Genomic DNA, 24,451 nt, shown 5'->3' on the forward strand with positions numbered 1-24,451 from the left:
GGCCACTCCAATCCGTTGACTTTTACCAGCGGACGGTCACAAAAACGCTCGCCCACAGAAAGAACCACAGGGACGGGAAAAATGCTCCACACGATCGCAGCCTTCGACCGTCTCGGCGAGGAAAATGCCTTTGCAGTACTCGCCAGGGCCACAGCGCTTGCCCATCAGGGCCGCGATATCATCAACCTCGGCATCGGCCAGCCCGACTTCAAGACGCCGCAGCACATCGTCGAGGCGGCAATCAAGGCGCTGCGCGACGGTCACCATGGCTACACGCCTGCAAACGGCCTCTTGGCCACCCGCGAAGCGGTCGTGCGCCGCACGCTGACCACCACCGGCGTCGAGGTGTCGCCCGAGAATGTGATGATCCTGCCCGGCGGCAAGCCGACCATGTTCGCCGCGATCCTGATGTTCGGCGAGGCAGGTGCCGAGATCCTCTACCCCGATCCCGGCTTTCCGATCTACCGCTCGATGATCGAATTCACCGGCGCCACGCCGGTGCCGGTGCCGATCCGAGAGGAGAACGGCTTTGCCTTCTCGGCCGACGAGACGCTGGCGCTGATCACGCCCAGGACGAGGCTGCTGATCCTCAACTCGCCCGCCAATCCGACCGGCGGCGTGACGCCTCGCGCCGAGATCGAGAAGCTGGTCAAGGGCCTGGAGAAGCACCCGCAGGTCGCCGTCATGTCGGACGAGATCTACGACGTCATGACCTATGACGGCGAGACCCACTGCTCGCTGCTCAACTTCCCCGAAATCCGCGACCGGCTGATCGTGCTCAACGGCTGGTCGAAGACCTGGGCGATGACCGGCTGGCGCATGGGCTGGTCGATCTGGCCGAACGGCGAAAAGGGCGCCCATCTCTACGACAAGGTGCGCAAGCTGGCGGTGAACTGCTGGTCCTGCGTCAACGCGCCGACCCAGTTTGCCGGCATCGCCGCGATCGATGGCCCGCAGGACGATGTCGAGAAGATGATGCGCGCCTTCGACAACCGCAGGAAGATCGTGGTCGAAGGGCTGAACGGGCTCCCAGGCATTTCCTGCGTCACCCCGAAGGGCGCCTTCTACGCCTTCCCCAATGTGTCGAAGACCGGCTGGAAGGCCAAGAAGCTTGCCTCGGCGCTGTTGGAGGACGCCGGCGTGGCGCTGATCGGCGGCCCCGATTTCGGCGTGCTCGGCGAAGGCTATATCCGGCTTTCCTACGCCAATTCCGAGGAGAACATCCTGCGCGCGCTGGAGCGGATCGAGGCGTTCCTGGCAAAGTGAGCTCCACTCCCTCGCTGTAAGGTCGGCGAAGTTCCCCCTCTGGTGAGTTGCCTCGCCCCGAGCCACCGTCAACGCATCTTTGCGGCCGGCTGGAGTCCGTCGGCACGGTCTTCGCAAACATTGTCACCGCATGATGACCGGGCGCAGGCAGGAGTTTGATCCAGTGCAAGGTGCCGGACTGCCCAGCATCGTAGAATTACGCATGCAAACGTTAGGACAGACCCCATGCGTAAAGGCTTGGTGAAATCGGCGGCCGCAATCGGCTGCGTCTTGGCTCTTGTCCCCGGGGCCGCGTGGGCACAGGCATCGGATGCCGACAGATATGCCTATGGTCCCGGGATGATGTGGTGGGGTGGAGGTTGGGCAATGATGTTCGGTCCGTTGTTGATGATCCTCTTTTTCGTCGTCCTTGTGGGCGCCGTCACCCGCTGGCAGTGGGGGCCGGGCGCAGTGCCACCCCATCACACGCCGCCGGGCCGCACGCCTCTCGACATTCTCAAGGAGCGCTTCGCGCGCGGCGAGATCGACAAGAACGAGTTCGAGGAACGCCGCCGGGTGCTCGGCGACTAAACAATTGCAGGAAAAGCGCGAGCGGTTAGGCTCGGCGCCGCCGCCTCACCCGCGCCCGACAAACGGCATCTTCGTCGCCATCACCGTCATGAACAGCACGTTGGCGTCGAGCGGCAGGCTCGCCATGTGCAGCACCGCGTCGGCGACGCGCTGCACATCCATCACCGCCTCGGCGGCAATCGAGCCATTGGCCTGCGGCACGCCGACGGTCATCGGCTGCGCCATCTCGGTCAGCGCGTTGCCGATGTCGATCTGGCCGCAGGCGATGTCGAAGGGCCGGCCGTCGAGCGCCAGCGTCTTGGTGAGGCCGGTGATCGCGTGCTTGGTCGCCGTATAGGGCGCCGAGCCCGGGCGCGGCGCATAGGCCGACACCGAGCCATTGTTGATGATGCGGCCGCCCATCGGCTTCTGCCTCCGCATCGCGCCGAAAGCAGCGCGGGCGCACAGGAACGAGCCGGTGAGGTTGACGCCGACGACATCGTTCCAGACCTCGACCGGGATCTCGTCGATCAGCGTCGATTTGTAGCCCATGCCGGCATTGTTGAAGAGCAGGTCGACGCGGCCGAAGGCCTCGAGCACCGTCTCGAACATGTCGTCGACTTCCTCGGCTTTGCTGATGTCGCAAGCGACGGCCAACGCCTTGGCCTGCGTCTTCCCCGCCTCGGCGATCGCGTCTTCCAGCAGCGTCTTGCGGCGGCCGCAGAACACCGTGTTCCACCCTGCCTTGAGCAGCGCCGTGGCGACGCTCTTGCCGATGCCGGTGCCGGCGCCGGTAACGATGGCGGTCTTCTCTGCTATGGCTGTCATCGCTGTCCTCCCGGTCACGCACGGAAAGACGTGGCATCGCAAATGCGGGGGGCCATGGCAAGCCGCTGTTGGCGATAAAGGAGAGGCCAACAAAAAGGGCGGCCATTGGCGACCGCCCCTGATCTGAACCGCGCTTGGGAGGAGGATAAGCCGGTCCGACTGATTAGAATGATGCGCTTGCTGAGTTAACGGAACATTAACGACCAGCAAGCCGTCGCTGGATGGTGTTTACCAACACTGATTCACCAGGGCGAACTCGGCGCGCTTCCGGCAGGCACCTTGGCCGCCGAAACCGTCGCCTCGACATGATCGACCAAGGCGTCCGGCAGGCCGAGGCGACCGGCCAGCAGATCGAGATAGCCGCGCTCGGCGCGTGTGTCGGGATCGATGGTAAGCCGCGAGGCGGTGTAGAGCTCGAGCTTCTGCGCGTCGGTCTTGGCGCCGGCGACCAGCGTGTCGAGATCGAGCGGGCTTTCGAGCTCGGCGAGCAGGAACTTTTCCGCTTCCGCGCCGATGCCGGCGAGCTTGAGCTTGTCGGCGATCTTCTTGCGCTCTTCATCGTCGACATGGCCATCGGCCTTCGCCGCCGAGATCATCGCCCTGACCAGCGTCAGCGTGAACTCGGCCTCGCCCTGCGGCGCTTGCGTAGGATGGAAGGCGGTATCGGCCGGCGGCGGCAGCAATTCAGGCTCGCCGGATGCGGGCGCCTGCGCCGGCTCGTTGCCGGCCTTGTAGTTCTGGTAGGCCTTGTAGGCGAGGCCGCCGATCGCGGCCAGACCGCCAAGCTTGATGGCAGCACCCGTCACTTGCCGGCCGGTGCCGGTGCCGAGCAGCACGGCGGCCAGAGCGCCGGCGGCCAGCGGATTGTCCTTCGCCATCTGCACCGCCTGCCCCGCCTTGTCGCGGACGGTCGAGCCGGTCCCAGGGATTTGCGAGCCGAGAAGGTCGTCGAGCAGCTTCTTGGGGTCGAGCATCAATGCCTCCAGATTGGCCCGGCCGAATGCGCCCGGGCAAGGTTTCGGACCGGCAAGACGTAGGCCCCGCGCCTTAACATTACAATGACGGGGACATTACAATGACAGGGCGGTTTTCCGGTCGTGGAGCCGGTGGCTCTAGCTGCCGATATGGCGCTTGCCGTCGCGCGCTTGCGCAAGCTCGACCTGACGATGGCGTTCGGCATAGCGCTCGCGATCCGCATCGGACCGCGTTTCGAAGCAATGCGGGCATGAGACGCCGACTGCATATTTCGGCGACAGCCGATCCTCGACCGTCAGCGGATGCCGGCAGGCGCGGCAGAGCTCCGCCTCGCCCTCGGCCAAGCCATGCGAGACCGACACCCGTTCGTCGAACACGAAACACTCGCCTTGCCACAGGCTCTCCTCGGCCGGCACGTCCTCGAGATATTTCAGGATGCCGCCCTTGAGATGGAAGACGTTTTTGAGGCCGAGCGACTTCGCATAGGCCGTCGCCTTCTCGCAGCGAATGCCGCCGGTGCAGAACATCGCCACCTTGCGGCCTTCGAGCTCCTCACGGTGCTCTTCCACCCAGGCCGGGAACTCGCGGAAGCTGCTGGTCTTGGGATCGATCGCGCCCTTGAAGGTGCCCAGCGAGACTTCATAGGCGTTGCGCGTGTCGATGACGACGGTGTCGGTGTCCGAGATCAATGCGTTCCAGTCGGCCGGCGCGACATAGGTGCCGGCGCTGGTCGCCGGGTCGATGTCCTCGACGCCCATGGTGACGATCTCGCGCTTCAGCCGCACCTTCATGCGGTGGAATGGCATCTCGGCGGCGCTGCTGTATTTGACTTCCAACCCGGCGAGGCCTTCGATGGCCTGCAGATGGTCCACAAGCGCGGCAATCGCTTCCTCGCTGCCGGCGACGGTGCCGTTGATGCCTTCATGCGCCAGAAGCAGCGTGCCCTTGATGCCGCGCCCGCAACAAAAGGCGGCGAGCGGCGCGCGCAGTTGCTCGTGTCCGTCGAGCCGCGCAAACTCGTAGAGCGCGGCGACGCGGACAGGCTGAATTTCCTTGGCTGTTGTCATGGCAATGCCACTAGACCGTGCTGAAAGCCGTTTCAAGGCAACCGATATGCGGCCGGCCACGCGGCATCACGACACGCCGCCCTTCGTGGACTTGGCATATCCCTTCTGCTAATCGGTTTAAAACGGATCGAAATGGAGACCAACCAATGACCAACAAGACCGAAAAGCTCCTGTCGCTCCTCAATGGTCAGCCGGTTATCCCGGTGCTCAAGATCGCCAATGTGGCCGACGCGGTGCCGCTCGCCCGCGCTTTGTCGCGCGGCGGTTTGAGGGCCATCGAGATCACTTTGCGCACAGCCGACGCGCTGGAAGCGATCCGCCGCGTCGCCGCCGAAGTCGAGGAAGCGGTCGTCGGCGCCGGCACCATTCTCGACGCCAGGCAGTTCGACGAAGCAGCCCGTGCCGGTTCGAAATTCATCGTCAGCCCCGGCATCACCGGCCAGCTTCTCGACGCGGCCAAGGACAGCCCCGTGCCGCTGCTGCCCGGCGCCATCACGCCGGGCGAGATCATGGCCGCGCGCGAAGCCGGCCTGCGCTTCCTGAAATTCTTCCCGGCCGAGCAGTCCGGCGGCATCGCTTCGCTGAAGGCTTTCGCCTCGCCGCTGGCGGACGTGAAATTCTGCCCGACCGGCGGCATCACCGGCAAGAACGCCGCCGACTATCTGAGCCTGCCCAACGTGATCTGCGTCGGCGGCTCCTGGGTGGCGCCCGACGATCTCATCAAGGCCGGCAAATGGGACGAGATCGAAGCGCTGGCGCGCGAGGCGAGCAAGCTCAAGAAATAACCAGCGCCTTCACCAGGGCAGCGCGCCGTTCTCATCGAAATAGCCGCCCGTCGGTCCGCCTGGCTCCAGCGTCGCCAGCCGCACGATGATCTCGGCCGCCTGCTGCACCGTGCGGCCGCCTCTATGCGCGTTGAGGTCCGTCGCGGTGTAGCCGGGCGCGGCGGCGTTGACCATGACGTGGCGCGGCGCGAGCTCTCGGGCGAAAGCCAGCGTGATCGCATTGAGCGCGGTCTTCGAACTGCCATAGCCCATGACGTTGGGCGACTGGCTGTTGCTGGACGCGCGCGCCAGCGATCCGAGATAGCTGCTCACCATGACGATCCGCGCAGCAGGCGATGCCACAAGCAGCGGCAGGAACGCCTGCGTGACCCGCACCGGACCGAAGACGTTGACGTCATAGGTGGCTTTCATATCAGCGACATCCTCGCGGCTCGGCGGCCGCTGATAGCGGCCGTCCGGGCCGAGCGCGTCGACATAGCCTGGCGCAATGCCGGCATTGTTGATCAGCGCATCCAGGCGAGGCGTCCGCGCCGCGACGGTTTTGGCGGCCGCAGCCACGCTGTCGTCGCTGGTGACGTCGAGCGAGAGCCACTCGACGTCGAGCCCTTCGCCGCACAGCGCCTGCGCCGCGGTCTCGCCGCGCGCGGCGTCGCGAGCGCCGAGCCACACCTTGTAATCCAGTGCCGCCAGCCGCCGGACGGTCTCGAGGCCGATGCCCTTGTTGGCGCCGGTCACCAGCGCGTTCTTCTTCGTCGTCATATCCATGTCTCCTTTTCGATGACCCAGAGATGACGTGTGCCGGTCCGCTTCGCGCGCCAAAAGCTCTCGGCCTGTTGCCTAATCCTCGCAGTTAAGTGAGCACTAGAACCTCGCTTGGTTGCGTGGCCGCCGTGGATCGGCAATGCTGAAAGCGATGAACGAGGCGCTTCAGGAACTGATCTCGATTGCCGGCCGCCATGCGAATGGGCGACGGACGAAGACGGCAATCCCGCGCGTTACGATCGGCCGCAGCGAGGTTCCGACGCCGCCGCTGCCCGAGCTTTGCCAGCCCACCACGCTGTTCGTCCTGCAGGGGACCAAAACGGTCCTGATCGGCGACCGCACGCTTGCCTACAGCGGCGGCAGCTATTTCGTCTATGCGGTTGAGACACCGGCCACCAGCCAGCTGATCGAGGCGAGCGTCGCGCAGCCTTACACGGCCATCGCCTTCTCGATCGATACCGAGCTGATCGCCGACCTGCTCGTCGACCACAAGCCGGCGATCGATGGCGATGGCTTCGTGACCAATCAAGTCGACAACTTGCTGCTCGACGCATTGCGCCGGATGCTGCGGCTGCTCGACAGGCCGGCCGAGATTCCGGTTCTCGCGCCCATGCTCGAACGGGAGATCGCGTTCAGGCTCCTGCAAGGCCCGCAAGGAGAAAAGCTGCGTCAGCTTGCCCGCGCCGACGGGCGCCTGTCGCAGATCCGCCGCGCCACAGCGTGGATCCGGGCGCATTACAACGAGCCGATCGATGTGACGCAGCTGGCCGAGCTATCGCATATGAGCAATGCCGCCTTTCATCGCCACTTCAAGGCGGCGACGGCAATGAGTCCGATCCAGTATCAGAAGCAGCTTCGCCTGCTCGAAGCGCGCCATCTGCTGATCGCGCAACCGGGCAGCGCCGCGCAGGTTGCTTTCACTGTCGGCTACGAAAGCGCCTCCCAGTTCAGCCGCGAATATGCCCGCCAGTTCGGATTGCCGCCTGCGCGCGACGCCGCGCGGCTTCTGGCCAAGGGCGAAGCGGCCACACTGGAAGTTGACTGAGCACGAAAGCAAGTCGCGATCTTTCAGATCCGCTCCCTGCGCTTTAGGTTTTCGATTTTACGCATATCTTCATCCCGAAACCCCACTTTCGGGAGACATGCCTCAAAAGACAAAGCCGCGCTGGTGACCAACGCGGCTTTGCGGCGGCCAGGCTGGCTCGCCTATTTCGTCTGGAAGCGCGCGACCGAGAGGAACTTCACCGCGTTGCCGGTGAAACGGCTTGCGTCGGGCACCTGGTCATCCGCCTGGAAACCAGCCGTGTAGACTTCGCTCGGCGGCGTGTGCACGATGTTGTAGGCATAGCGCGGCGCCGTCGTCGGGTCGGAGACGGAGGCAATGTTGACGCCGCTGCCCAGCGCCCAGCGCGCGGCCTGCGGCGGCGTCGCCACCACCATGGCCTTGGGCCCGGGCTTCAGATCGTGGGCGGACGCCCTGCCTTCCTTGGCCGTCGTCTTCACACCGCCGCCGATCGCCTGCGCGGGGTCGGTCCCGGCCGGGAGAGCGGCGATGGCCTGGCGCGGCGAGGCCGCATCGACGCCTGACGGATCGTTGAAGGCGGAGCGCGGCTCCGGTTCGGTCAGCGACGCGAGCTGGTATTCGGCGCCGCCGCCATCGGCCCCGACGGTGGCATTGGCCTGTTCGAGAACGGCCTTGACCTCATCCTGCTTGCCGGGCTGCGGCCGTGCGGTCGGCAGCACGGAGAACGCGTCGGTGGCGCTCTTGTCCTGCGAAGCCGTCTCGGCCAGCGCCAGAAGCACGTTCTTATCCTTCGGCGCCAGTTCCGCCGGCGTCGAGCGGTCGGGACGCCAGGTCGGCAGCGGGATGTTGTTCACCGCCACCTGCGCCGGATCGGTGCTCGCGGCCTCGGCGGCGCTGGCTGCGCCGAACGGAACCTTGTCCGGCACGGGCGCCTGTGCCGTCGAAACTGCCTGCTCGGTCGTCGCCGAGGCATCCGCCATGGCAAACGGCACGTTCTGCGGCGTCTGCTGGCCGACATCGGCCTTCGGACGCGGCGCGAAATCGGGCAGCGGGATTTCCTTGGGCGGCAGGGCGGCGATGATCGTCTCCGGCCTATCTTGCTCAGGCTGCTGCGAATCGTCGGCGCTGTCATCCGCGATCTGAGGGATGTTGGCGCGCTTGGCATCCTTCGGCGAAACGATGGCGATACCCGGAAGATTGCTGGTGCGGGCCGGGGCGGCGCTCGCGACCTGGACCTGCTTCGCAGCTTTCTGCTGCGGCGCCGGAGCGCTGTCATCGGCCTCGTCGTCGGCCTCGTCGGCGCCGCTGCCGCGGAACCAGGCGAACAGGCCGCCGGACCGCTTGGTGGAGCCACCGGCGCTGGCCAGTTCGATATTGGGCGTGCCGGCGCCCTTACGCGCCTGATAAGCAGCCAGCGCCTGCTCATAGCCAGGCAGCGGCCTGCCGTCGCTCGGCACATGCAGCGTCTTGCCGTTCGGGAACAGGCTGACCAGTTCCTGACGGCTGATGCCCGGCCAGTGGCGCACATTGCCGACATCCATGTGGACGAAGGGCGAGCCGGAGGTCGGGTAATAGCCGACGCCGCCGCCCTGCATCTTGAGGCCGATGTTGCGCAGCTTCTTCAGCGGCACGCCGGGGATGTAGAAATCCATCGCCTTGCCCAGCATGTGCTGGCTCTTCTCGGCGACGCCGCGGCTGCGCGAACGCAGCATCGCGTTGGTTGACGGCGAGCGATAGCCGCAGACGACCTGGATATAGTCGGTCGCGCCGCTTTCGCGATAGGCTTCCCAGACGAGATCGAGCAGCCGCGGATCCATCTTGGTCGGCTCGTTGCGGCGCCAGTCGCGCAGGATGATGTTGATCTTGCGCAGGCCTTCCGGATCGTAGCGGCCGTTGCGCTTGTAGACGATCTCGGCCTTTTCGTGCGTGTGCAGGTGATAGAGCTTGAGCGTACGCACCTCCGCCCTGGCGCCCGATGTCGCAGCGGACAGAAACCCGACGGCGAGAATCACGAACGTCAGCCACTTTGGCCAGACGCTCATCTCAAAATGCCGCCCGTTTTTGTGTCGTTCGATTTTGTTCAAATCAAATGGCTTTCAGGCTGCCGTTTGTCCCCGGATTTGACCAAACGGATGCGTGGTTTTCACATCCGAATATCGATCCTAATGGTTAATCATCGTTTATTGAAGCCGAAATGCGGTAACACCGTGGCGATATCCCGTCAAAAATGATGCACAGCATTTCGTGGTAAACCGCTGGTTTAGATCAAGAATCCGGCCTCGGCCAGAACACGATCTGTTACCGTTAGCGTTAATGCGTGATCCCCAGCAGCGCCAGCCGCTGAAAACCTTGTGTTTTCACGTCAAAAGCGACAATTTGACTCGGATTTTAGGCAGGCAAGCTGGCTCGGGGCTTGCCCCTCATGAGGCAAGCCGGTCGACGCGGCCAGCTTCGGGATCAATGCCATATTCCTTCAACTTGCGATAGAGCGTCGAGCGGCCGATGCCCAACCGGCGGGCGACTTCGCTCATCTGGCCATTGTAATGGTCGATCGCGAGCTTGATCATCTCGAGCTCGACATCGGCCAGCGCCCGCACATTGCCGCGCTCGTCGAGCGCACGAAGCGTTCCGAAACGCGGCTGCGGCCTGGCTGGCGCTTCGCTGTCGGGCATGGCAGCGCCGGTTGCGTCGGCAACGGTCTCATCCTGCCGGGACATGTCGGCAACCGTTTCGGCGACGGTGGATGCCGGTTCCGCTCCGAGATTGACCGTTCCTTCCACCTGCGCCCGGATCTGCGGGAATTCCTCCTCGGTCAGCACATCACCCTCGGCAAGCACCGACGCGCGGAAGACCGCATTTTCCAGCTGGCGGATGTTGCCCGGCCAGTCATAGGCCTGCAGCATCGCCAGCGCCGCGGCCGATATGCCCGCAAGGCGGCGGCGCGGATCGGTCGGAGCGACCTTCTCCATGAAATGCCGGACAAGATAGGGAATGTCGTCGCGGCGGTCGCGCAGCGGCGGCACGAAGATCGGGTAGACGTTCAGCCGGTAGAAGAGATCCTCGCGGAACTTGCCGTCCTTGACCTGCTGCAGGAGGTTGCGGTGGGTGGCCGAGATCAGCCTTATGTCGACCTTGACGGTCGAGCGTCCGCCGACCGGATCGACCTCGCCTTCCTGCACGGCGCGCAGCAGCTTGACCTGGACGTCGAGCGGCAGATCGCCGATCTCGTCGAGGAACAGCGTGCCGGAATTCGCCTCGACGAATTTGCCGGTGTGCTTCTCGGTGGCGCCGGTGAAGGAGCCCTTCTCGTGGCCGAACAGGATCGATTCGACGAGATTGTCCGGGATGGCGCCGCAATTGACGGTGACGAAGGGCTTCGAGCGGCGGTCGCCGCTGCCCTGGATGGCGCGCGCCACCAGTTCCTTGCCGACGCCGGACTCGCCTTCGATCAGGATCGGGATGTTGGAGGCCGCCGCCTTCTGCCCAAGGCGGATCACCCGGTCCATTGCCGGGCTGCGCGTGATCATGTCCTTGAAGGTGAGATGGCCGCCGCCGCGTCGCCGCGACGCGCGCTTCATCTCGTCCTCGACGGCTTCCACCTTGAGCGCGTTGGAGATCGCCGTCTGCAGCCTGTCGGGCGACGCCGGCTTGACGACGAAGTCGAAGGCGCCGTGCCGCATCGCCGAGACGACCGTCTCGATGCCGCCCTGGGCCGTCTGGACGATGACGGGAATGTTGATGGCGCGCTCGCGCATCGCCTTCAGCACGCCGATCCCGTCGAGGCCGGGCATGACGAGGTCGAGAATGACGACGGAGACTTCGCGCGCGTTAGGCCCGTCGAGCACATCGAGGCCGGCCTCGCCGCTATCCGTGACGATCGCGCTGTGGCCGAACTTGGTCAACGCGGCCTCGACCAGCCTGCGTTGCACCGGATCGTCATCGACTATGAGTATGGAACCTGTCATGACTGTTTGAGTCGTCCGCCCGAGAAAATCCCCATGGATCATCTTGGCACAGGGTTCTAAATAAGGTTTCAAAAAACCCGGTGAACGAATTCCTTAGGATTTGACCGGCTTCTCCTTTCCCATTGATTCTGGCCCCTTGGTTCAAAAAAGGTATCGTTGATGCGCATGATGTTTGGTCGGCGGTTTGCGGCGCCAACGTCCGGCCAGGGCGCCGCGGGACTTGGCGAGCTGCCGGAATGGAATCTCGCCGATCTCTATCCGGGCATGGAAGCGCCCGAGTTGAAGCGCGACATCGCCAAGGCGGCCAGCGACGCCATCGCTTTCGAGACCCGCTGGAAAGGCACGCTTGCCGCGGAAGCCGGGCGCGGCGGCGCCGGCCGGCTGGGCGAGGCGCTGAAAGCCTATGAGGCGCTCGAGGAACTGATCGGCCGCATCGTCTCCTATGCCGGCCTCGTCTATGCCGGCAACACCGCCGATCCGCAGCGCGCCAAGCTCTATGGTGACGTCCAGGAGAAGATGACCGATGCGAGCGCGCATCTTTTGTTCTTCGCGCTCGAGCTCAACCTGATCGACGATGCGGCGATCGAAAGCGCTTTAGCCGCCGACAAGGCCTTCGGCCACTACCGGCCCTGGGTGCTCGACCTCAGGAAGGACAAGCCCTACCAGCTCGAGGATCGCGTCGAGCAATTGTTCCACGAAAAATCGGTCACCGGTCGCGGCGCGTGGAACCGCCTGTTCGACGAGACGATGACTGACCTGCGCTTCGACGTCGACGGCGAGGAGTTGACGCTGGAGCCGGCGCTCAACCGGTTGCAGGATGCCAATGGCGAGGTGCGCCGCCGCGCCTCCGAGGCGCTCGCCGCGACCTTCCGCAAGAACCTGCGCACCTTCACCCTCATCACCAACACTTTGGCCAAGGACAAGGAAATCTCCGACCGCTGGCGCGGCTTCCAGGATATCGCCGACTCGCGCCACCTCGCCAACCGCGTGGAGCGCGAGGTGGTTGACGCGCTGGCCGCGGCCGTGCGCGAGGCCTATCCGCGGCTGTCGCATCGCTATTACGCGATGAAGGCGCGCTGGCTCGGCATGGAGGTGATGAACCATTGGGACCGCAACGCGCCGCTGCCGGAGACGCCGCAGGCGGTGATCAGTTGGGACGACGCCAGGGACACGGTGCTCTCCGCCTATCAGCGCTTCTCGCCCGACATGGCCGAAATCGCCCGCGGCTTTTTCGATCGCAGATGGATCGACGCGCCGGTCAGGCCGGGCAAGTCGCCCGGCGCCTTCGCCCATCCGACGGTGCCGTCGGCGCATCCTTACGTGCTGCTCAACTACATGGGCAAGCCGCGCGATGTGATGACGCTGGCGCATGAGCTCGGCCATGGCGTGCACCAGGTGCTGGCCGCCGGCCAGGGCGCGCTGATGGCTTCGACGCCGCTGACGCTGGCCGAAACCGCCTCCGTCTTCGGCGAGATGCTGACCTTCCGCTCGCTGCTCGAGCAGACCGGCGATAAGCGCGAGCGCAAAGCCATGCTCGCCCAGAAGGTCGAGGACATGATCAACACGGTCGTGCGCCAGATCGCCTTCTACGAGTTCGAGCGCAAGGTGCATGCCGAGCGCAAGAACGGCGAGCTGACCTCGGACAGGCTCGGCGAATTCTGGCTGGAGGTGCAGGCCGAGAGCCTGGGGCCGGCGATCAAGCTGCGCGAGGGCTATGAGGTCTTCTGGACCTATATCCCGCACTTCATCCACTCGCCTTTCTACGTCTATGCCTATGCCTTCGGCGACTGCCTGGTGAACTCGCTCTACGCCGTCTACCAGAATGCCGAGCGCGGATTTCAGGAGAAGTATTTCGAGATGCTGAGGGCCGGCGGCACGAAGCACCACTCCGAGCTTCTGGCGCCTTTCGGCCTCGACGCCACCGATCCCGCTTTCTGGCAGATCGGCCTTGGCGTGATCGGTTCGCTTATCGACGAGTTGGAAGCGCTGGACAATTGATGACAACAACGGCGTGCATATCAGCCTCAATAGTTTAGCCAGGACGCATATTAGCAAGAATCTATTCTTGCCCTAAATAGCTGTTCTTGAATAACTCTCCGGTGCATTTTTCAACTGGCTTTCGACAAGCCATATGATAGCGTCCGGCCTCAAGCTCAGCCGGACGCATTGCGCAGGCCAGAGATGGCCGGTCGCGCCGCTACGGCGAATGCGATGATGGCTGTCGGCTCAGGACAAGCCCGAACGTCGATGGCTCGATTGAAGCCGGCGGTTCCGCCAATCGCGGAACCTTTGACGATCCTTGGCGTGCGCTCGCCTTTCCGGGCCTCCGCCGACAGATCGGACTGGAGAGGGAAATGAGCACTTTCTTCTATATCCTCCTGGCGTTCGTTGTGGGTATCCTGGTTGGCTGGTTCATCTGGGGCCGCTTGCGCGGCGAGCTCGACAGCTTGCGGGGCGATCTCGACCGCACGCGAAGCGAGCGCGACAGGCTGCGCGCCGACAGCGATCGTTTGAAGGGCGAGCTCGACGCCTGTGGCCGCGCCCGCGCCGATCTCGAAAGCCGGCTGCGCGATACGCCTTCCGCCAAGGGCGGCGCCGACAAGGCCGCCACGCCGGCGCCGGCGGCGCTGATGTCGACCCCCGGGACCGCGACATCGGCAGCGCCAAAGGCCGCTCCGGCGAAGTCGGCCGCCGCGAAGAAGCCGGCGGCAACAAAGGCCGCGGCGCCCAAGAAAGCGGCAGCCACGGCGGCAAAGAAAACTGCCGCACCGAAGGCTGCGACAGGCAACGCCGACAATCTGCGCCGCCTCATCGGCATCGGGCCAGTCAACGAGAGGCTGCTCAAGGGCCTGGGCGTGACCACCTATGCCCAGATCGCAGCCTGGACCGACGGCGACGTCAAACGCGTCGAGGAGGTGCTCAATTTCGACGGCCGCATCGCGCGCGAAAAATGGATCGAGCAGGCGAAATTGCTGGCAGCCGGCAACGAGGCCGAATTCGCCCGCCAGTTCCCGACGGCCGGAACCGCAAGCAACACCTAAATAATCCGCTTGGTAGGCGCGAGGGCGGCGCCCCACGGGCGCCGTCTTTTTTTGGGCCAGCCGCCTTTGCGCCGCCCGACGCCGCTCCCTCGATTGCGCCACGCCGAGCCCCCATATAGAGCGGTCGACTTAGAGCAATTTCAGGAAAAGTGTGTAGCGGTTTTCCGTTCGAAATTGCGCCAAACAAAGAGATTGACCGCATCCAAGGCTCATGTCCCTGCCCGCAGCCATTTTCCGCAACGACGCGACCGCTCGTCAGCTGGTCTTCGACCGGCCGCGCGAGATCATCGTCGCGAACGATGCGGACGAGTTCGCGCCGGCGCTTGAGAGAGCGCAGGCTGCCTCGGACGCCGGCAAATGGCTGGCGGGCTATTTCTCCTACGAAGCCGGTTACCTGCTCGAGCCGAAGCTGGTGCCGCTGCTGCCCGACGGCCGCCGCGCGCCGTTGGTCTGCCTTGGCGTCTTCGATGCGCCCGACGAGCGGGCCGTGCCGCAAAATGCGGGATCGGCCAGCAACGGACCGATCTTCGATGCCAGGGCGACATGGTCCGCCGAGGATTATGCCGGCCGCTTCGCGCGCCTTCACAACCACATCCGCAAGGGCGACTGCTACCAGGGCAACCTCACCTTCCCGGTCCGGGCGCAGTGGTCCGGCGATCCGCTCGCCGCCTTCGACGCGCTGACGGAACGCCAGCCGGTCAAATATGGCGCGCTGGTCTCGCTCGGCGATCCGATCGTGCTCTCGCGCTCGCCCGAATTGTTCTTCGAGATCGATGCCGACGGCATGATCGAAACGCACCCGATGAAGGGCACCGCGCCACGCGGCGCGACCAAGGCAGAAGACGCGCGGTTGAAGGCCTTCCTGCGCAACGACGAGAAGAACCAGGCCGAGAACCGGATGATCGTCGACCTGTTGCGCAACGACATCTCCCTAATCAGCGAAGTGGGCACGCTCGACGTGCCGGAACTGTTCCGCATCGAGACCTACCCGACGGTGCACCAGATGGTGAGCCGCGTGCGGGCGAAGCTTCTGCCCGGTATCGGCATCCGCCAAGTCTTCGCAGCGCTCTTTCCCTGCGGCTCGATCACCGGCGCGCCGAAGATCCGTGCCATGGAAATCCTGCACGAGCTGGAAGACGCACCGCGCGACGTCTATTGCGGCGCCATCGGCTGGATCGCGCCAGGCGGCAGGATGCGTTTTTCGGTGGCGATCCGCACCATCTCGCTCTTTGCCGGCGGCGAGGCCGTCTACAATGTCGGCGGCGGCGTCGTCTTCGATTCCACCGCCGAGGAGGAGTATCGGGAGTGTCTGTTGAAAGCGCGCTTCGCGACGGGAACGGTGCCGGCTTCGAGCTGATCGAGACCATGCGCTGGGAGCCGGGCTCGGGCTTCCTGCGCTTCGAGCGCCACCTTGCAAGGCTTTACGCGTCCGCCACCGAACTCGGCTTCACCTGCGATCCGGTGCGGATCGGCCAGGTGCTTTCGAGCGCCGTCGACGGACACGGAGTTGCCTTGCGCGTGCGCCTTGCCTTGCAGCGCAATGGCGAAGCGACGGCCGCCGCTCAGGCCTACGAACCGCTGCCCGCCGACAAGGTCTGGCGGCTGCAACTGGCGCGCATTCGTCTCGATTCCGCCAACACGCTGCTGCGCCACAAGACAAGCCTGCGCCAGGTCTACACGCATGCGCGTGCCGAATATCTCGCCACGCGCGCCGACGAAGTGCTTTTAGCCAACGAGCGCGGCGAGCTCTGCGAGGGCACGATCACCAATCTCTTCGCTGATTTCGGCGACGGCCCGCTCGCCACGCCCCGCCTCGACTGCGGCCTCTTGCCTGGGATATTGCGCGGCGAGCTTCTGGACGAAGGCCGCGCCGTGGAAGCGGTCTACAGCTTCGACGACCTGAAGGCGGCGAAGGCGATCTTCGTCGGCAACTCGCTGCGCGGGTTGATCCCTGCGACGCTCGGCTGACTGGAGCCGACAACGATTTTCTGTTTGAAGAACGCATGACCATTCGCCAGCCGACCCATACGCCCTATGACGGGTCCTCGAAACTCTTCTCCATCGGGCTGAAGCCGCTCGACTTCGACCGCTGGATCGAGGTCGACGAGTTCCTTCTGCCGCATCTGGCAGAAAAGCAGCGGCTTTACCGGGAGATCCCGCAAAAGGTCTTTGTCGAGGAAGACGGCACACGCGAGGCTCAGCGCGAGGTGCTCGACCTGCTCGTCGCGCATCTCGAAGCCGCGCATCCTGGCACGCACCGCGGCAACGGAGCCGAGCCGGTCGGTTTCGAGGGGACGATCGACAGGCTGCCCCCTGCCCTGCGCGAGGCGCCGCTCGCAAAGGCTTCGCTGCTCGTCCAGGAAGACCTGATCCTGATGCGTCGCGACGAGCGCGGCTGGCGGCTCGCGGCCGGTGCGCTCTGCTTCCCTTCGTCCTGGTCGCTCCAGGAAAAATTCGGCAAGCCGCTGCAGCAGATCCACGAACCCGTGCCTGGATTCGGACCCGGCACGCGGCCGGCCGAGCTAATCAACCGCATGTTCGATGGCCTGCAGGGCCAGGCGGTCGAGCGCTTCAACTGGTCGATCCAGGCCAATGATGCGCTCTATCATCCGCTCTCCAATGTCGAGCGCATCGACCGCGCCACGAACCGCCCGAGCCGCTTCCCCGACGGCGATGTCGACGCCCATGCCTTCATCCGCGTCGAACGCCAGACGCTGCGCAAGTTGCCAACGTCGCGCGACATCCTCTTCACCATCCGCATCCATCTCGATCCGCTGAAGGTGCTCGTCCGGCATCCGGACCGGACGGCGCTGGCGGCCTCCTTCGCGGAGCAGCTCCTGGCCCTCGACCGGCAACAACTCGACTACAAGGGCCTGACCGCCGACCGCGACCGGCTGGTCGAATTCCTCAGCGGCATGGCCTGCACGCCTTAACCAAGGCGCCAAGCTGGCCTGGCCGGCGATTGGCGCTTTTCGCTGGTTTATGACAATGATCTGTGGTGTAGCGCTTGGCCGTCGGGCGAAAAGCGCCCGGTTTTGCGCGTGTTTGAAGGAGTGTGCGAAAAAATGGCGAATGAAAACTGGCCCGTTTACGGTGAAATCACCGGTCCTGTCGTGATGATCGGCTTCGGTTCGATCGGGCGGGGAACGCTGCCGCTGATCGAGCGCCATTTCAAGTTCGACAAGTCGCGCATGGTGGTCATCGACCCGCGCGACACCGACCGCAAGCTGCTCGACGAGCGCGGCATCACCTTCATGCAGGACGCGGTGACCGAGAAGAATTACAAGAAATTGCTGACGCCGCTTCTGACCAATGGCGGCGGCCAGGGCTTTTGCGTCAACCTGTCGGTCGACACCGGCTCGGTGGACCTGATGAAACTGTGCCGCAAGCTCGGCGTGCTCTACATCGACACCGTCGTCGAGCCATGGCTCGGCTTCTATTTCGATACCGAGGCCGACAATGCCAGCCGTACCAACTACGCGCTGCGCGAGGCGCTGATCAAGGAAAAGCACGACAAGCCTGGCGGCCCGACAGCGGTCTCCACCTGCGGCGCCAACCCCGGCATGGTTTCGTGGTTCGTCAAGAAGGCGCTGGTCAACCTCGCCACCGATCTCGGTCTCGAGTTTTTGGAACCTGCGCAGGAAGACCGCGAGGGCTGGGCCAGACTGATGAAAAAGGCCGGCGTCAAGGGCATCCACATCGCCGAGCGCGACACCCAGCGCACGAAGAAGCCGAAGCCGATGAACGTGTTCTGGAACACCTGGTCGGTCGAAGGCTTCATCTCGGAAGGCCTGCAGCCGGCCGAGCTCGGCTGGGGCACGCATGAAAACTGGATGCCGAAGAACGCCAAGAAGCACAAGCACGGCTCCAAGGCGGCGATCTTTCTCGAGCAGCCCGGCGCCAACACGCGCGTGCGCAGCTGGTGCCCGACGCCAGGCGAGCAATACGGCCTCCTGGTGACGCATAACGAGTCGATCTCGATCGCCGACTTCTTCACCGTGCGCTCGAAGAAGGGCAAGGTCCAGTATCGCCCGACCTGTCACTACGCCTACCATCCTTGCAACGACGCCTTGCTGTCACTGGACGAGATGTTCGGCGCCGCCGGCAAGCCGCAGCCGGTCCACCACGTGCTTGACGAGAACGAGCTGGTCGACGGCATCGACGAGCTCGGCGTGCTGCTCTACGGCCATGACAAGAACGCCTATTGGTACGGCTCGCAGCTTTCGCTGGCCGAGGCGCGCAAGCTCGCCCCCTACCAGAACGCCACCGGCCTGCAGGTGACCTCGGCGGTGCTCGCCGGCATGGTCTGGGCGCTGGAGAATCCGACGGCCGGCATCGTCGAGGCCGACGAGACGGACTATCGGCGCTGCCTGGAAGTGCAGTCGCCTTATCTCGGACCGGTCAGAGGCTATTACACCGACTGGACGCCTCTGGATAACCGGCCTGGCCTCTTCCCCGAGGATCTGGACAAGGACGACCCGTGGCAGTTCCGCAACATCCTGGTCCGATAGCAACCAGCCTCACAGCCCTGACCGCCTTGCAATCGCCCGGAAATCGGGCGATTGAAAGGAGCGGACTGAGGAGAGGATTTTCAGAATGACCATTGCGCGCAAACTGCTTTCGGCAGGCGCCGCGGCAAGCCTGCTGGCTGCGGCCGCCTGCACCACCACCGGCCCCTCGGGACCCCCGCCCATGGCGGCCCCCAAGGGCGTCGAGGGTAATTGGATCGACGCCAAGGGCACCGGCCTGTCGACCTTCGCGGGCGGCAAGTTCACCACCGTCGCCACCGACACCGGCCAGAAGCTGTCGGAAGGCAGCTACACCCTGACCGGAGCAACCTCGGTCGAGATCCACGGTACCTCGCTGATCCGCCAGACGCCGGTCAGCTTCAACTGCCTGATGGTCTCCACCAGCCAGCTCAACTGCACCAGCGCCAGCGGCCAGAACTTCGTGCTGACGCGCCGGGCCTGAGGCTGGCGAATGTCTCCTTGAAAAGGACGGCGGCGCGAGCCGCCGTCCTTTTTTGTGCCGGCAAACATCTCCCTGATTTATGCTTGCATCGACCGGAACCCGATGTGAACATGACCCGAGGCTGACTGTTATTTTCCAGTCAAGCAAGGGCTTTAAGCACGTTCCAGGTCAGCTCATCGGGGAGACGAAGATGAAGAAGATTGCCGCCATCCTAGCCCTGTCGGTTTCAGCGCTCGGCCTGTCGGCGGGCGTGTCGTTTGCCGACTACACACTGAACATCCTGCATTTCAACGATTGGCACAGCCGCATCGAAGGCAATAACAAATACGAGTCGACCTGCTCGGCCGACGAGGAGACAAAGGGCGAATGCATCGGTGGCGCCGGCCGGCTGGTCACGGCGATCGCCCAGGAGCGCAAGAAGCTCGAAGGCCAGAACGTGCTGCTGCTCAATGCCGGCGACAGCTTCCAGGGATCGCTCTTCTACACCACCTACAAGGGTGCGGCGGAAGAGGAATTCCTCAATCAGATCAAGCCCGACGCGGTGACGCTCGGCAACCACGAATTCGACGACGGCGAGACCGCGCTGGTGCCGTTCCTCGACAAGGCGAAATTCCCGATCGTCAGCGCCAATGTCGTGCCCAACGACAAGTCCGGCGCCAAGGACAAGATCAAGCCGTCGATCGTCGTCGAGGTCGGCGGCCAGAAGATCGGCATCATCGGCGCCGTCACCAACGACACGCCGGAACTCGCCTCGCCCGGTCCGAACATCGCCATTGCTGACGACGTCAAGGCGATCACCGCCGAGGTCGAGAAGCTCAAGGCGCAAGGCATCAACAAGATCATCGCGGTCACCCATATCGGCTACCGGCGCGAGCGCGACGTGATCGCCAAGATCCCGGGGATCGACGTGGTGGTCGGCGGCCACAGCCACACGCTTCTATCGAACACGGACCCGAAGGCCGAGGGTCCCTATCCGACGATGGTCGACAACCCCGACGGCTACAAGGTGCCGGTCGTGCAGGCGGCGTCCTATTCGAAATATCTCGGCGAGTTCAAGGTCGTGTTCGACGACAACGGCGTCGTCAAGGAAGCCAGCGGCGCCCCGATCTATCTCGACAAGTCGATCACGCCCGATCCCGCCGTGCTTGCCCGCATCAAGGAGCTCGGCGCGCCGATCGAGGCGCTGAAGAACAAGGAGGTGGCCGAGACCACCAAGGCGATCGACGGCAGCCGCGAGAATTGCCGCGCGCGCGAATGCGAGATGGGCAATCTCGTCTCCGACGCCATCCTCGACCGCACCAAGGGCCAGGGCGTTGAAATCGTCATCTCCAATGGCGGCGGCCTGCGCGCCTCGATCGACCAGGGCACGGTGACCATGGGCGAGGTGCTGACCGTGCTGCCCTTCCAGAACACGCTGGCGACCTTCAATATCTCCGGCAAGGACCTGGTTGCAGGCCTCGAAAGCGGCCTCAGCCAGGTCGAGGACGGCGCCGGCCGCTTCCCGCAGGTCGCCGGGCTGAAATATTCCTTCGACAAGTCGGTCGCGCCCAATGCCGGCCGCGTCAAATCGGTCGAGGTGATGGAGAACGGCGCCTGGACGCCGATCAATCCCGACAGGCAGTATCTCGTCGCCACCAACAACTATGTCCGCCAGGGCGGCGACGGCTACAAGGTTTTCGCCGACAAGGCAACGGACGCCTATGACTACGGCCCGGGCCTGGAGCAGGTGGTGGCCGATTATCTCGGCGCGCATCGGCCCTACACGCCCAAGCTTGACGGTCGCATCACCGAGATTGCGACGGCAGCGGCCGAACCGGCCAAGCCTGCGGAACCGACAAAGCCTGCCGCAACCGCTCCCGCCGCCACCCAGGCGCCGGCCGCCGAGGCAGCAAAACCAGCCGAGGCTGCGCCGGCAAACAGCGAACCGGCGATGCCGGCCCTGCCTTCCGGTTCCAGCGACATTGCCGGCACGCCGCCAGCCGTTCCGGCTGAAACCGCCCAGACCGCGCCCGCCGAGACCGCGAAGCCGGCTGAGACGGCGCCCACAGCGCCCGCCGCGAAACCGGTAAAGCCTGCCGAGGCTGCCCCGGCAACCCCTGCTCCCGCCGCCGAACCGGCCAAGCCCGCTGAAGCGAAGTCGGCAGAAACCAGCCACACCGTCGCCGCCGGCGATACCTATTGGGACCTTGCCAAGAAAGCCTATGGCGACGCCACCAAGTGGAAAGTCATTTCCGAAGCTAACAAGGATTACAAGCCGCGGCGCCTGCCGCTCGGCGCGACGCTGACCATTCCGCCGGCAGCGAAGTAGTCGATCATTGGAAGCCATGACACCCGCCCGGCAACCCGGCGGGTGTTCCTTTTCCAGGCCTAAACACGATAAGGTGCGGCCAGACGCGGCATTGAAACCCGGCAGGGCATCGCTAGTTTCGCGGCGCCACCGGAGACTGTTGATGATGCTTGCCAGCCCCACCGATGCCAGAACCGCGAAAGCCGCCGGCCTGCAGCCGTCGGACGCCGCGCCGGTAAGGCCGGGCAAGATCGGCATCATGCTCGTCAATCTCGGCACACCCGATGGCACCGGCTTCAAGCCGATGTGGCGTTATCTCAGGGAGTTCCTCTCCGACCCGCGCGTCATCGAGCTCAACAAGGCGATCTGGTACCCGATCCTTTACGGGCTAGTGCTGACCACCCGGCCGAAGAAGTCCGGCGCCAACTACGCCCGTATCTGGAACCGGGAGATGAACGAGTCGCCGCTGCGCACGTTCACCCGCGCTCAAGGTCAGAAACTGGCCACCGCACTTGCCGACCTGCCGGATGTGGTGGTCGATTGGGCGATGCGCTACGGCAATCCCTCGACGGCAAGCGTCGCCCAAAGACTGGTGGACCAAGGCTGCGACCGCATCCTCACCTTCCCGCTCTACCCGCAATATTCGGCGACGACGACGGCAACGGCCAACGACCAATTGTTCCGCGCGCTGATGAAGATCAGGCGTGCCCCGGCGATCCGCAGCGTGCCGCCCTATTATGACGAGCCGGTCTATATCGAGGCGCTCGCCCGTTCGATCGAGCAGCACATCGCGACGCTCGATTTCGTGCCTGAAGTGGTAATCACCTCCTACCACGGCATTCCCAAGCCCTATTCAGACAAGGGTGACCCCTACCAGGCGCATTGCCTGGAGACGACGCGGCTGCTGCGGGCAAGGCTCGGCTGGGACGAGAAGAAGCTCATCACCACCTTCCAGTCGCGTTTCGGCGCGCAGGAATGGCTGCAGCCCTATACCGACGTCACGGTCGAGAAACTGGCCAAGGACGGCATCAAGTCCATCGCCGTCGTCAATCCAGGTTTCTCCGTCGACTGCATCGAGACGCTGGACGAGATCGGCCGTGAAGCGGCCGAAACCTTCCATCACGCCGGCGGCAGGAACTTCGCCCATATCCCCTGCCTCAACGACAGCGCCGAGGGCATGGCGGTGGTTGAGGCGCTGGTGCGGCGCGAGCTTTCCGGCTGGGTGTGACCGGCTTCACCGACCAATGCATGTCGCCCAGAAGTGTGCAGCGGTTCTGGGACAACGACATGCATAAAGACAAAGACCTAAAGCGCGTCGACCGAATCCGTTTCAGCGCGACGCGCTTTAGCTCGAAACGCTGCGCAAAACCCGCCGCTAACCAATATTAGCGATCACCTGATTGTAACGCTTCGGAAACACACTTAAGTGATTCCGTGAGGTCGCCGCCTTTGAGGGAGAAACGAAATGGGTTTCAGCGGTTTCGACATTGCCATCATTGTTCTTGTTTTCCTGGTCATCATCCTTCTTTTCAAAGGCATCAAGACGGTGCCGCAAGGTTACAACTACACGGTGGAGCGCTTCGGCCGTTACACCAAGACGCTGACCCCCGGCCTGAACATCATCAACCCGATCTTCGAGCGCATCGGCGCCAAGATGAACATGATGGAACAGGTGCTGGATGTTCCGAGCCAGGAAATCATTACCCGCGACAATGCAATTGTCGGTGTCGACGGCATCGCTTTCTACCAGATCCTCAATGCCGCGCAGGCAGCCTACCAGGTCTCCGGCCTGCAGAACGCCATCCTAAACCTCACCATGACCAACATCCGTACCGTCATGGGCTCGATGGACCTCGACGAATTGCTGTCCAACCGCGACGCCATCAACGAGCGCCTGCTGCGCGTCGTCGACGAGGCGGCGCATCCGTGGGGCATCAAGATCACACGCGTCGAGATCAAGGACATCAATCCGCCGGCCAACCTTATTGAATCGATGGGCCGCCAGATGACGGCCGAGCGCAACAAGCGCGCCCAGATCCTGGCCGCCGAGGGTTTGAAGCAGTCGCAGATCCTGGAGGCCGAGGGCCGGAGGGAAGCCGCCTTCCGCGACGCCGAAGCGCGCGAGCGCTCGGCGGAAGCCGAAGCCAAGGCGACCCAGGTCGTGTCGGAAGCCATTGCCAAGGGCGACGTACAGGCGCTCAACTATTTCGTCGCCCAGAAATACACCGAGGCGCTGTCCAAGATCGGCTCGGCGCCCAACAACAAGATCGTTCTGATGCCGCTTGAGGCTTCATCCCTCATCGGCACGCTGGGCGGCATCGGCGAGATCGCCCGCGAAGTTTTCAAGGGCGATGGCTCTTCCGGCACGCAGCGGCAGGCATCCCGCCCGCCGGTCGTCAAGCCCAGCGACAACTGATGTGACGCCGTCTGGGTGGGAGAACGTCAATGATAGACCACATCGTTTCGGAACTCGGCCCGTGGAACTGGATGGTTCTCGGCATCGTGCTCCTGGTGATGGAAGTCGTGGCGCCCGGCGTGTTCATGCTGTGGATCGGCATCGCGGCCCTCATCGTCGGCGCGGTGTCGCTGGCGATCTGGGACGCCGCCTTCTGGACCTGGCAGATCCAGGTCCTGGCCTTCCTCGTGCTGGCCCTGGTTTCGGCCTATGTTGGCCGCCAGATCGCCGTCAGCCGGCAGGGCACGGTCGACCAGCCGCTGCTCAACCGCCGCGGCGCGCAGATGATCGGCCGCACGGCGACACTGGCCGAGCCGATCAAGAACGGCCGCGGCCGCATCCGGCTCGGCGACACGCTGTGGCGCGTCTCCGGTCCCGACCTGCCGGTCGGCGCGCAGGTGCGCGTGACGGGAGCAGCGGATACCGATCTGGAGCTGACCGTCGAGGCAATCTAAATCGAGACGAAGCGATATTTC

Annotated in this window: 21 protein-coding genes; 15 read left to right on the top strand and 6 right to left on the bottom strand. The window is 64.3% G+C overall.

Translation table 11 applies throughout. The annotated features are described in order from the left end of the window. Window positions 1-81: 81 nt before the first annotated feature. Both RFM41_RS01635 and RFM41_RS01640 read left to right on the top strand, forming a co-directional pair. Complete coding sequence (locus tag RFM41_RS01635) at window positions 82-1,266, top strand: pyridoxal phosphate-dependent aminotransferase (RefSeq protein WP_320245783.1); 1,185 nt, start codon at window positions 82-84, stop codon at window positions 1,264-1,266. 366 nt (window positions 1,267-1,632) lie between these two features. Further along, a complete protein-coding gene (locus RFM41_RS01640; protein WP_320245784.1) occupies window positions 1,633-1,836 on the top strand; it encodes an SHOCT domain-containing protein in 204 nt (67 codons plus the stop codon). Window positions 1,837-1,881: 45 nt separating this feature from the next. Here RFM41_RS01640 and RFM41_RS01645 read toward each other — a convergent pair whose 3' ends face one another. From RFM41_RS01645 to trhO, 3 genes are all read right to left on the bottom strand, one after another. Further along, window positions 1,882-2,643, bottom strand: a complete 762-nt coding sequence (locus RFM41_RS01645; RefSeq protein WP_320245785.1) for an SDR family oxidoreductase — start codon at window positions 2,641-2,643, stop codon at window positions 1,882-1,884. Between the two features lie 242 nt (window positions 2,644-2,885). Further along, window positions 2,886-3,617, bottom strand: a complete 732-nt coding sequence (locus RFM41_RS01650; protein WP_320245786.1) for a tellurite resistance TerB family protein — start codon at window positions 3,615-3,617, stop codon at window positions 2,886-2,888. A gap of 138 nt (window positions 3,618-3,755) precedes the next feature. Further along, on the bottom strand, window positions 3,756-4,685 hold the full coding sequence (gene trhO / locus RFM41_RS01655) for an oxygen-dependent tRNA uridine(34) hydroxylase TrhO (protein WP_320245787.1): 930 nt from the start codon (window positions 4,683-4,685) through the stop codon (window positions 3,756-3,758). Between the two features lie 146 nt (window positions 4,686-4,831). On the opposite strand from trhO, the gene RFM41_RS01660 reads away from it, so the two are divergent. After that, window positions 4,832-5,470, top strand: coding sequence for a 2-dehydro-3-deoxy-phosphogluconate aldolase (locus tag RFM41_RS01660; RefSeq protein WP_320245788.1), 639 nt, complete (start codon window positions 4,832-4,834; stop codon window positions 5,468-5,470). Window positions 5,471-5,479: 9 nt separating this feature from the next. On the opposite strand, the gene RFM41_RS01665 is transcribed toward RFM41_RS01660, so the two are convergent. After that, window positions 5,480-6,229, bottom strand: a complete 750-nt coding sequence (locus RFM41_RS01665; RefSeq protein WP_320245789.1) for an SDR family oxidoreductase — start codon at window positions 6,227-6,229, stop codon at window positions 5,480-5,482. Between the two features lie 154 nt (window positions 6,230-6,383). On the opposite strand from RFM41_RS01665, the gene RFM41_RS01670 reads away from it, so the two are divergent. Continuing rightward, entirely contained in the window at window positions 6,384-7,277 is an 894-nt protein-coding gene (locus tag RFM41_RS01670) for an AraC family transcriptional regulator (RefSeq protein WP_320246196.1), read from the top strand. Window positions 7,278-7,438: 161 nt separating this feature from the next. Here the strand turns inward: RFM41_RS01670 and RFM41_RS01675 are convergent, their stop codons facing one another. Both RFM41_RS01675 and RFM41_RS01680 read right to left on the bottom strand, forming a co-directional pair. Continuing rightward, window positions 7,439-9,298 (bottom strand): peptidoglycan L,D-endopeptidase MepK, encoded by a 1,860-nt coding sequence (locus RFM41_RS01675; protein ID WP_320245790.1) that lies wholly within the window; start codon window positions 9,296-9,298, stop codon window positions 7,439-7,441. A 378-nt stretch (window positions 9,299-9,676) separates the two neighbouring features. Beyond that, window positions 9,677-11,221, bottom strand: coding sequence for a sigma-54-dependent transcriptional regulator (locus tag RFM41_RS01680; protein ID WP_320245791.1), 1,545 nt, complete (start codon window positions 11,219-11,221; stop codon window positions 9,677-9,679). 159 nt (window positions 11,222-11,380) lie between these two features. Between RFM41_RS01680 and RFM41_RS01685 the strand changes: the two genes are divergently transcribed. From RFM41_RS01685 to RFM41_RS01735, 11 genes are all read left to right on the top strand, one after another. Then, window positions 11,381-13,219 (top strand): M3 family oligoendopeptidase, encoded by a 1,839-nt coding sequence (locus tag RFM41_RS01685; RefSeq protein ID WP_320245792.1) that lies wholly within the window; start codon window positions 11,381-11,383, stop codon window positions 13,217-13,219. A 356-nt stretch (window positions 13,220-13,575) separates the two neighbouring features. Further along, the gene (locus tag RFM41_RS01690; RefSeq protein ID WP_320245793.1) at window positions 13,576-14,262 is read left to right on the top strand and encodes a helix-hairpin-helix domain-containing protein; all 687 of its coding nucleotides are present in this window, start codon (window positions 13,576-13,578) and stop codon (window positions 14,260-14,262) included. 211 nt (window positions 14,263-14,473) lie between these two features. After that, window positions 14,474-15,619 carry an aminodeoxychorismate synthase component I gene (locus RFM41_RS01695; RefSeq protein WP_320245794.1) on the top strand — a complete coding sequence of 382 codons (1,146 nt, stop codon included), beginning with the start codon at window positions 14,474-14,476 and terminating at the stop codon, window positions 15,617-15,619. Then, window positions 15,568-16,230: an aminotransferase class IV family protein gene (locus RFM41_RS01700; protein ID WP_320245795.1), complete on the top strand. Its 663-nt coding sequence runs from the start codon at window positions 15,568-15,570 to the stop codon at window positions 16,228-16,230. The genes RFM41_RS01695 and RFM41_RS01700 overlap by 52 nt, the downstream gene beginning before the upstream one ends. A 35-nt stretch (window positions 16,231-16,265) precedes the next feature. Beyond that, window positions 16,266-17,195 (top strand): heme-dependent oxidative N-demethylase family protein, encoded by a 930-nt coding sequence (locus RFM41_RS01705; protein WP_320245796.1) that lies wholly within the window; start codon window positions 16,266-16,268, stop codon window positions 17,193-17,195. A gap of 132 nt (window positions 17,196-17,327) precedes the next feature. Beyond that, a complete protein-coding gene (locus tag RFM41_RS01710) occupies window positions 17,328-18,773 on the top strand; it encodes a homospermidine synthase (RefSeq protein WP_320245797.1) in 1,446 nt (481 codons plus the stop codon). An 85-nt stretch (window positions 18,774-18,858) separates the two neighbouring features. Next, entirely contained in the window at window positions 18,859-19,233 is a 375-nt protein-coding gene (gene omp10 / locus RFM41_RS01715) for an outer membrane lipoprotein Omp10 (protein WP_320245798.1), read from the top strand. A 190-nt stretch (window positions 19,234-19,423) separates the two neighbouring features. Further along, complete coding sequence (locus tag RFM41_RS01720) at window positions 19,424-21,541, top strand: 5'-nucleotidase C-terminal domain-containing protein (RefSeq protein ID WP_320245799.1); 2,118 nt, start codon at window positions 19,424-19,426, stop codon at window positions 21,539-21,541. Window positions 21,542-21,683: 142 nt separating this feature from the next. After that, window positions 21,684-22,748 carry a ferrochelatase gene (hemH, locus tag RFM41_RS01725; RefSeq protein WP_320245800.1) on the top strand — a complete coding sequence of 355 codons (1,065 nt, stop codon included), beginning with the start codon at window positions 21,684-21,686 and terminating at the stop codon, window positions 22,746-22,748. A gap of 237 nt (window positions 22,749-22,985) precedes the next feature. Further along, window positions 22,986-23,936 (top strand): SPFH domain-containing protein, encoded by a 951-nt coding sequence (locus tag RFM41_RS01730; RefSeq protein ID WP_320245801.1) that lies wholly within the window; start codon window positions 22,986-22,988, stop codon window positions 23,934-23,936. Window positions 23,937-23,965: 29 nt separating this feature from the next. Next, entirely contained in the window at window positions 23,966-24,430 is a 465-nt protein-coding gene (locus RFM41_RS01735) for an NfeD family protein (RefSeq protein ID WP_320245802.1), read from the top strand. Window positions 24,431-24,451 lie beyond the last annotated feature (21 nt).

It is taken from the genome of Mesorhizobium vachelliae (assembly GCF_033977325.1).
Lineage (GTDB): Bacteria > Pseudomonadota > Alphaproteobacteria > Rhizobiales > Rhizobiaceae > Mesorhizobium > Mesorhizobium vachelliae.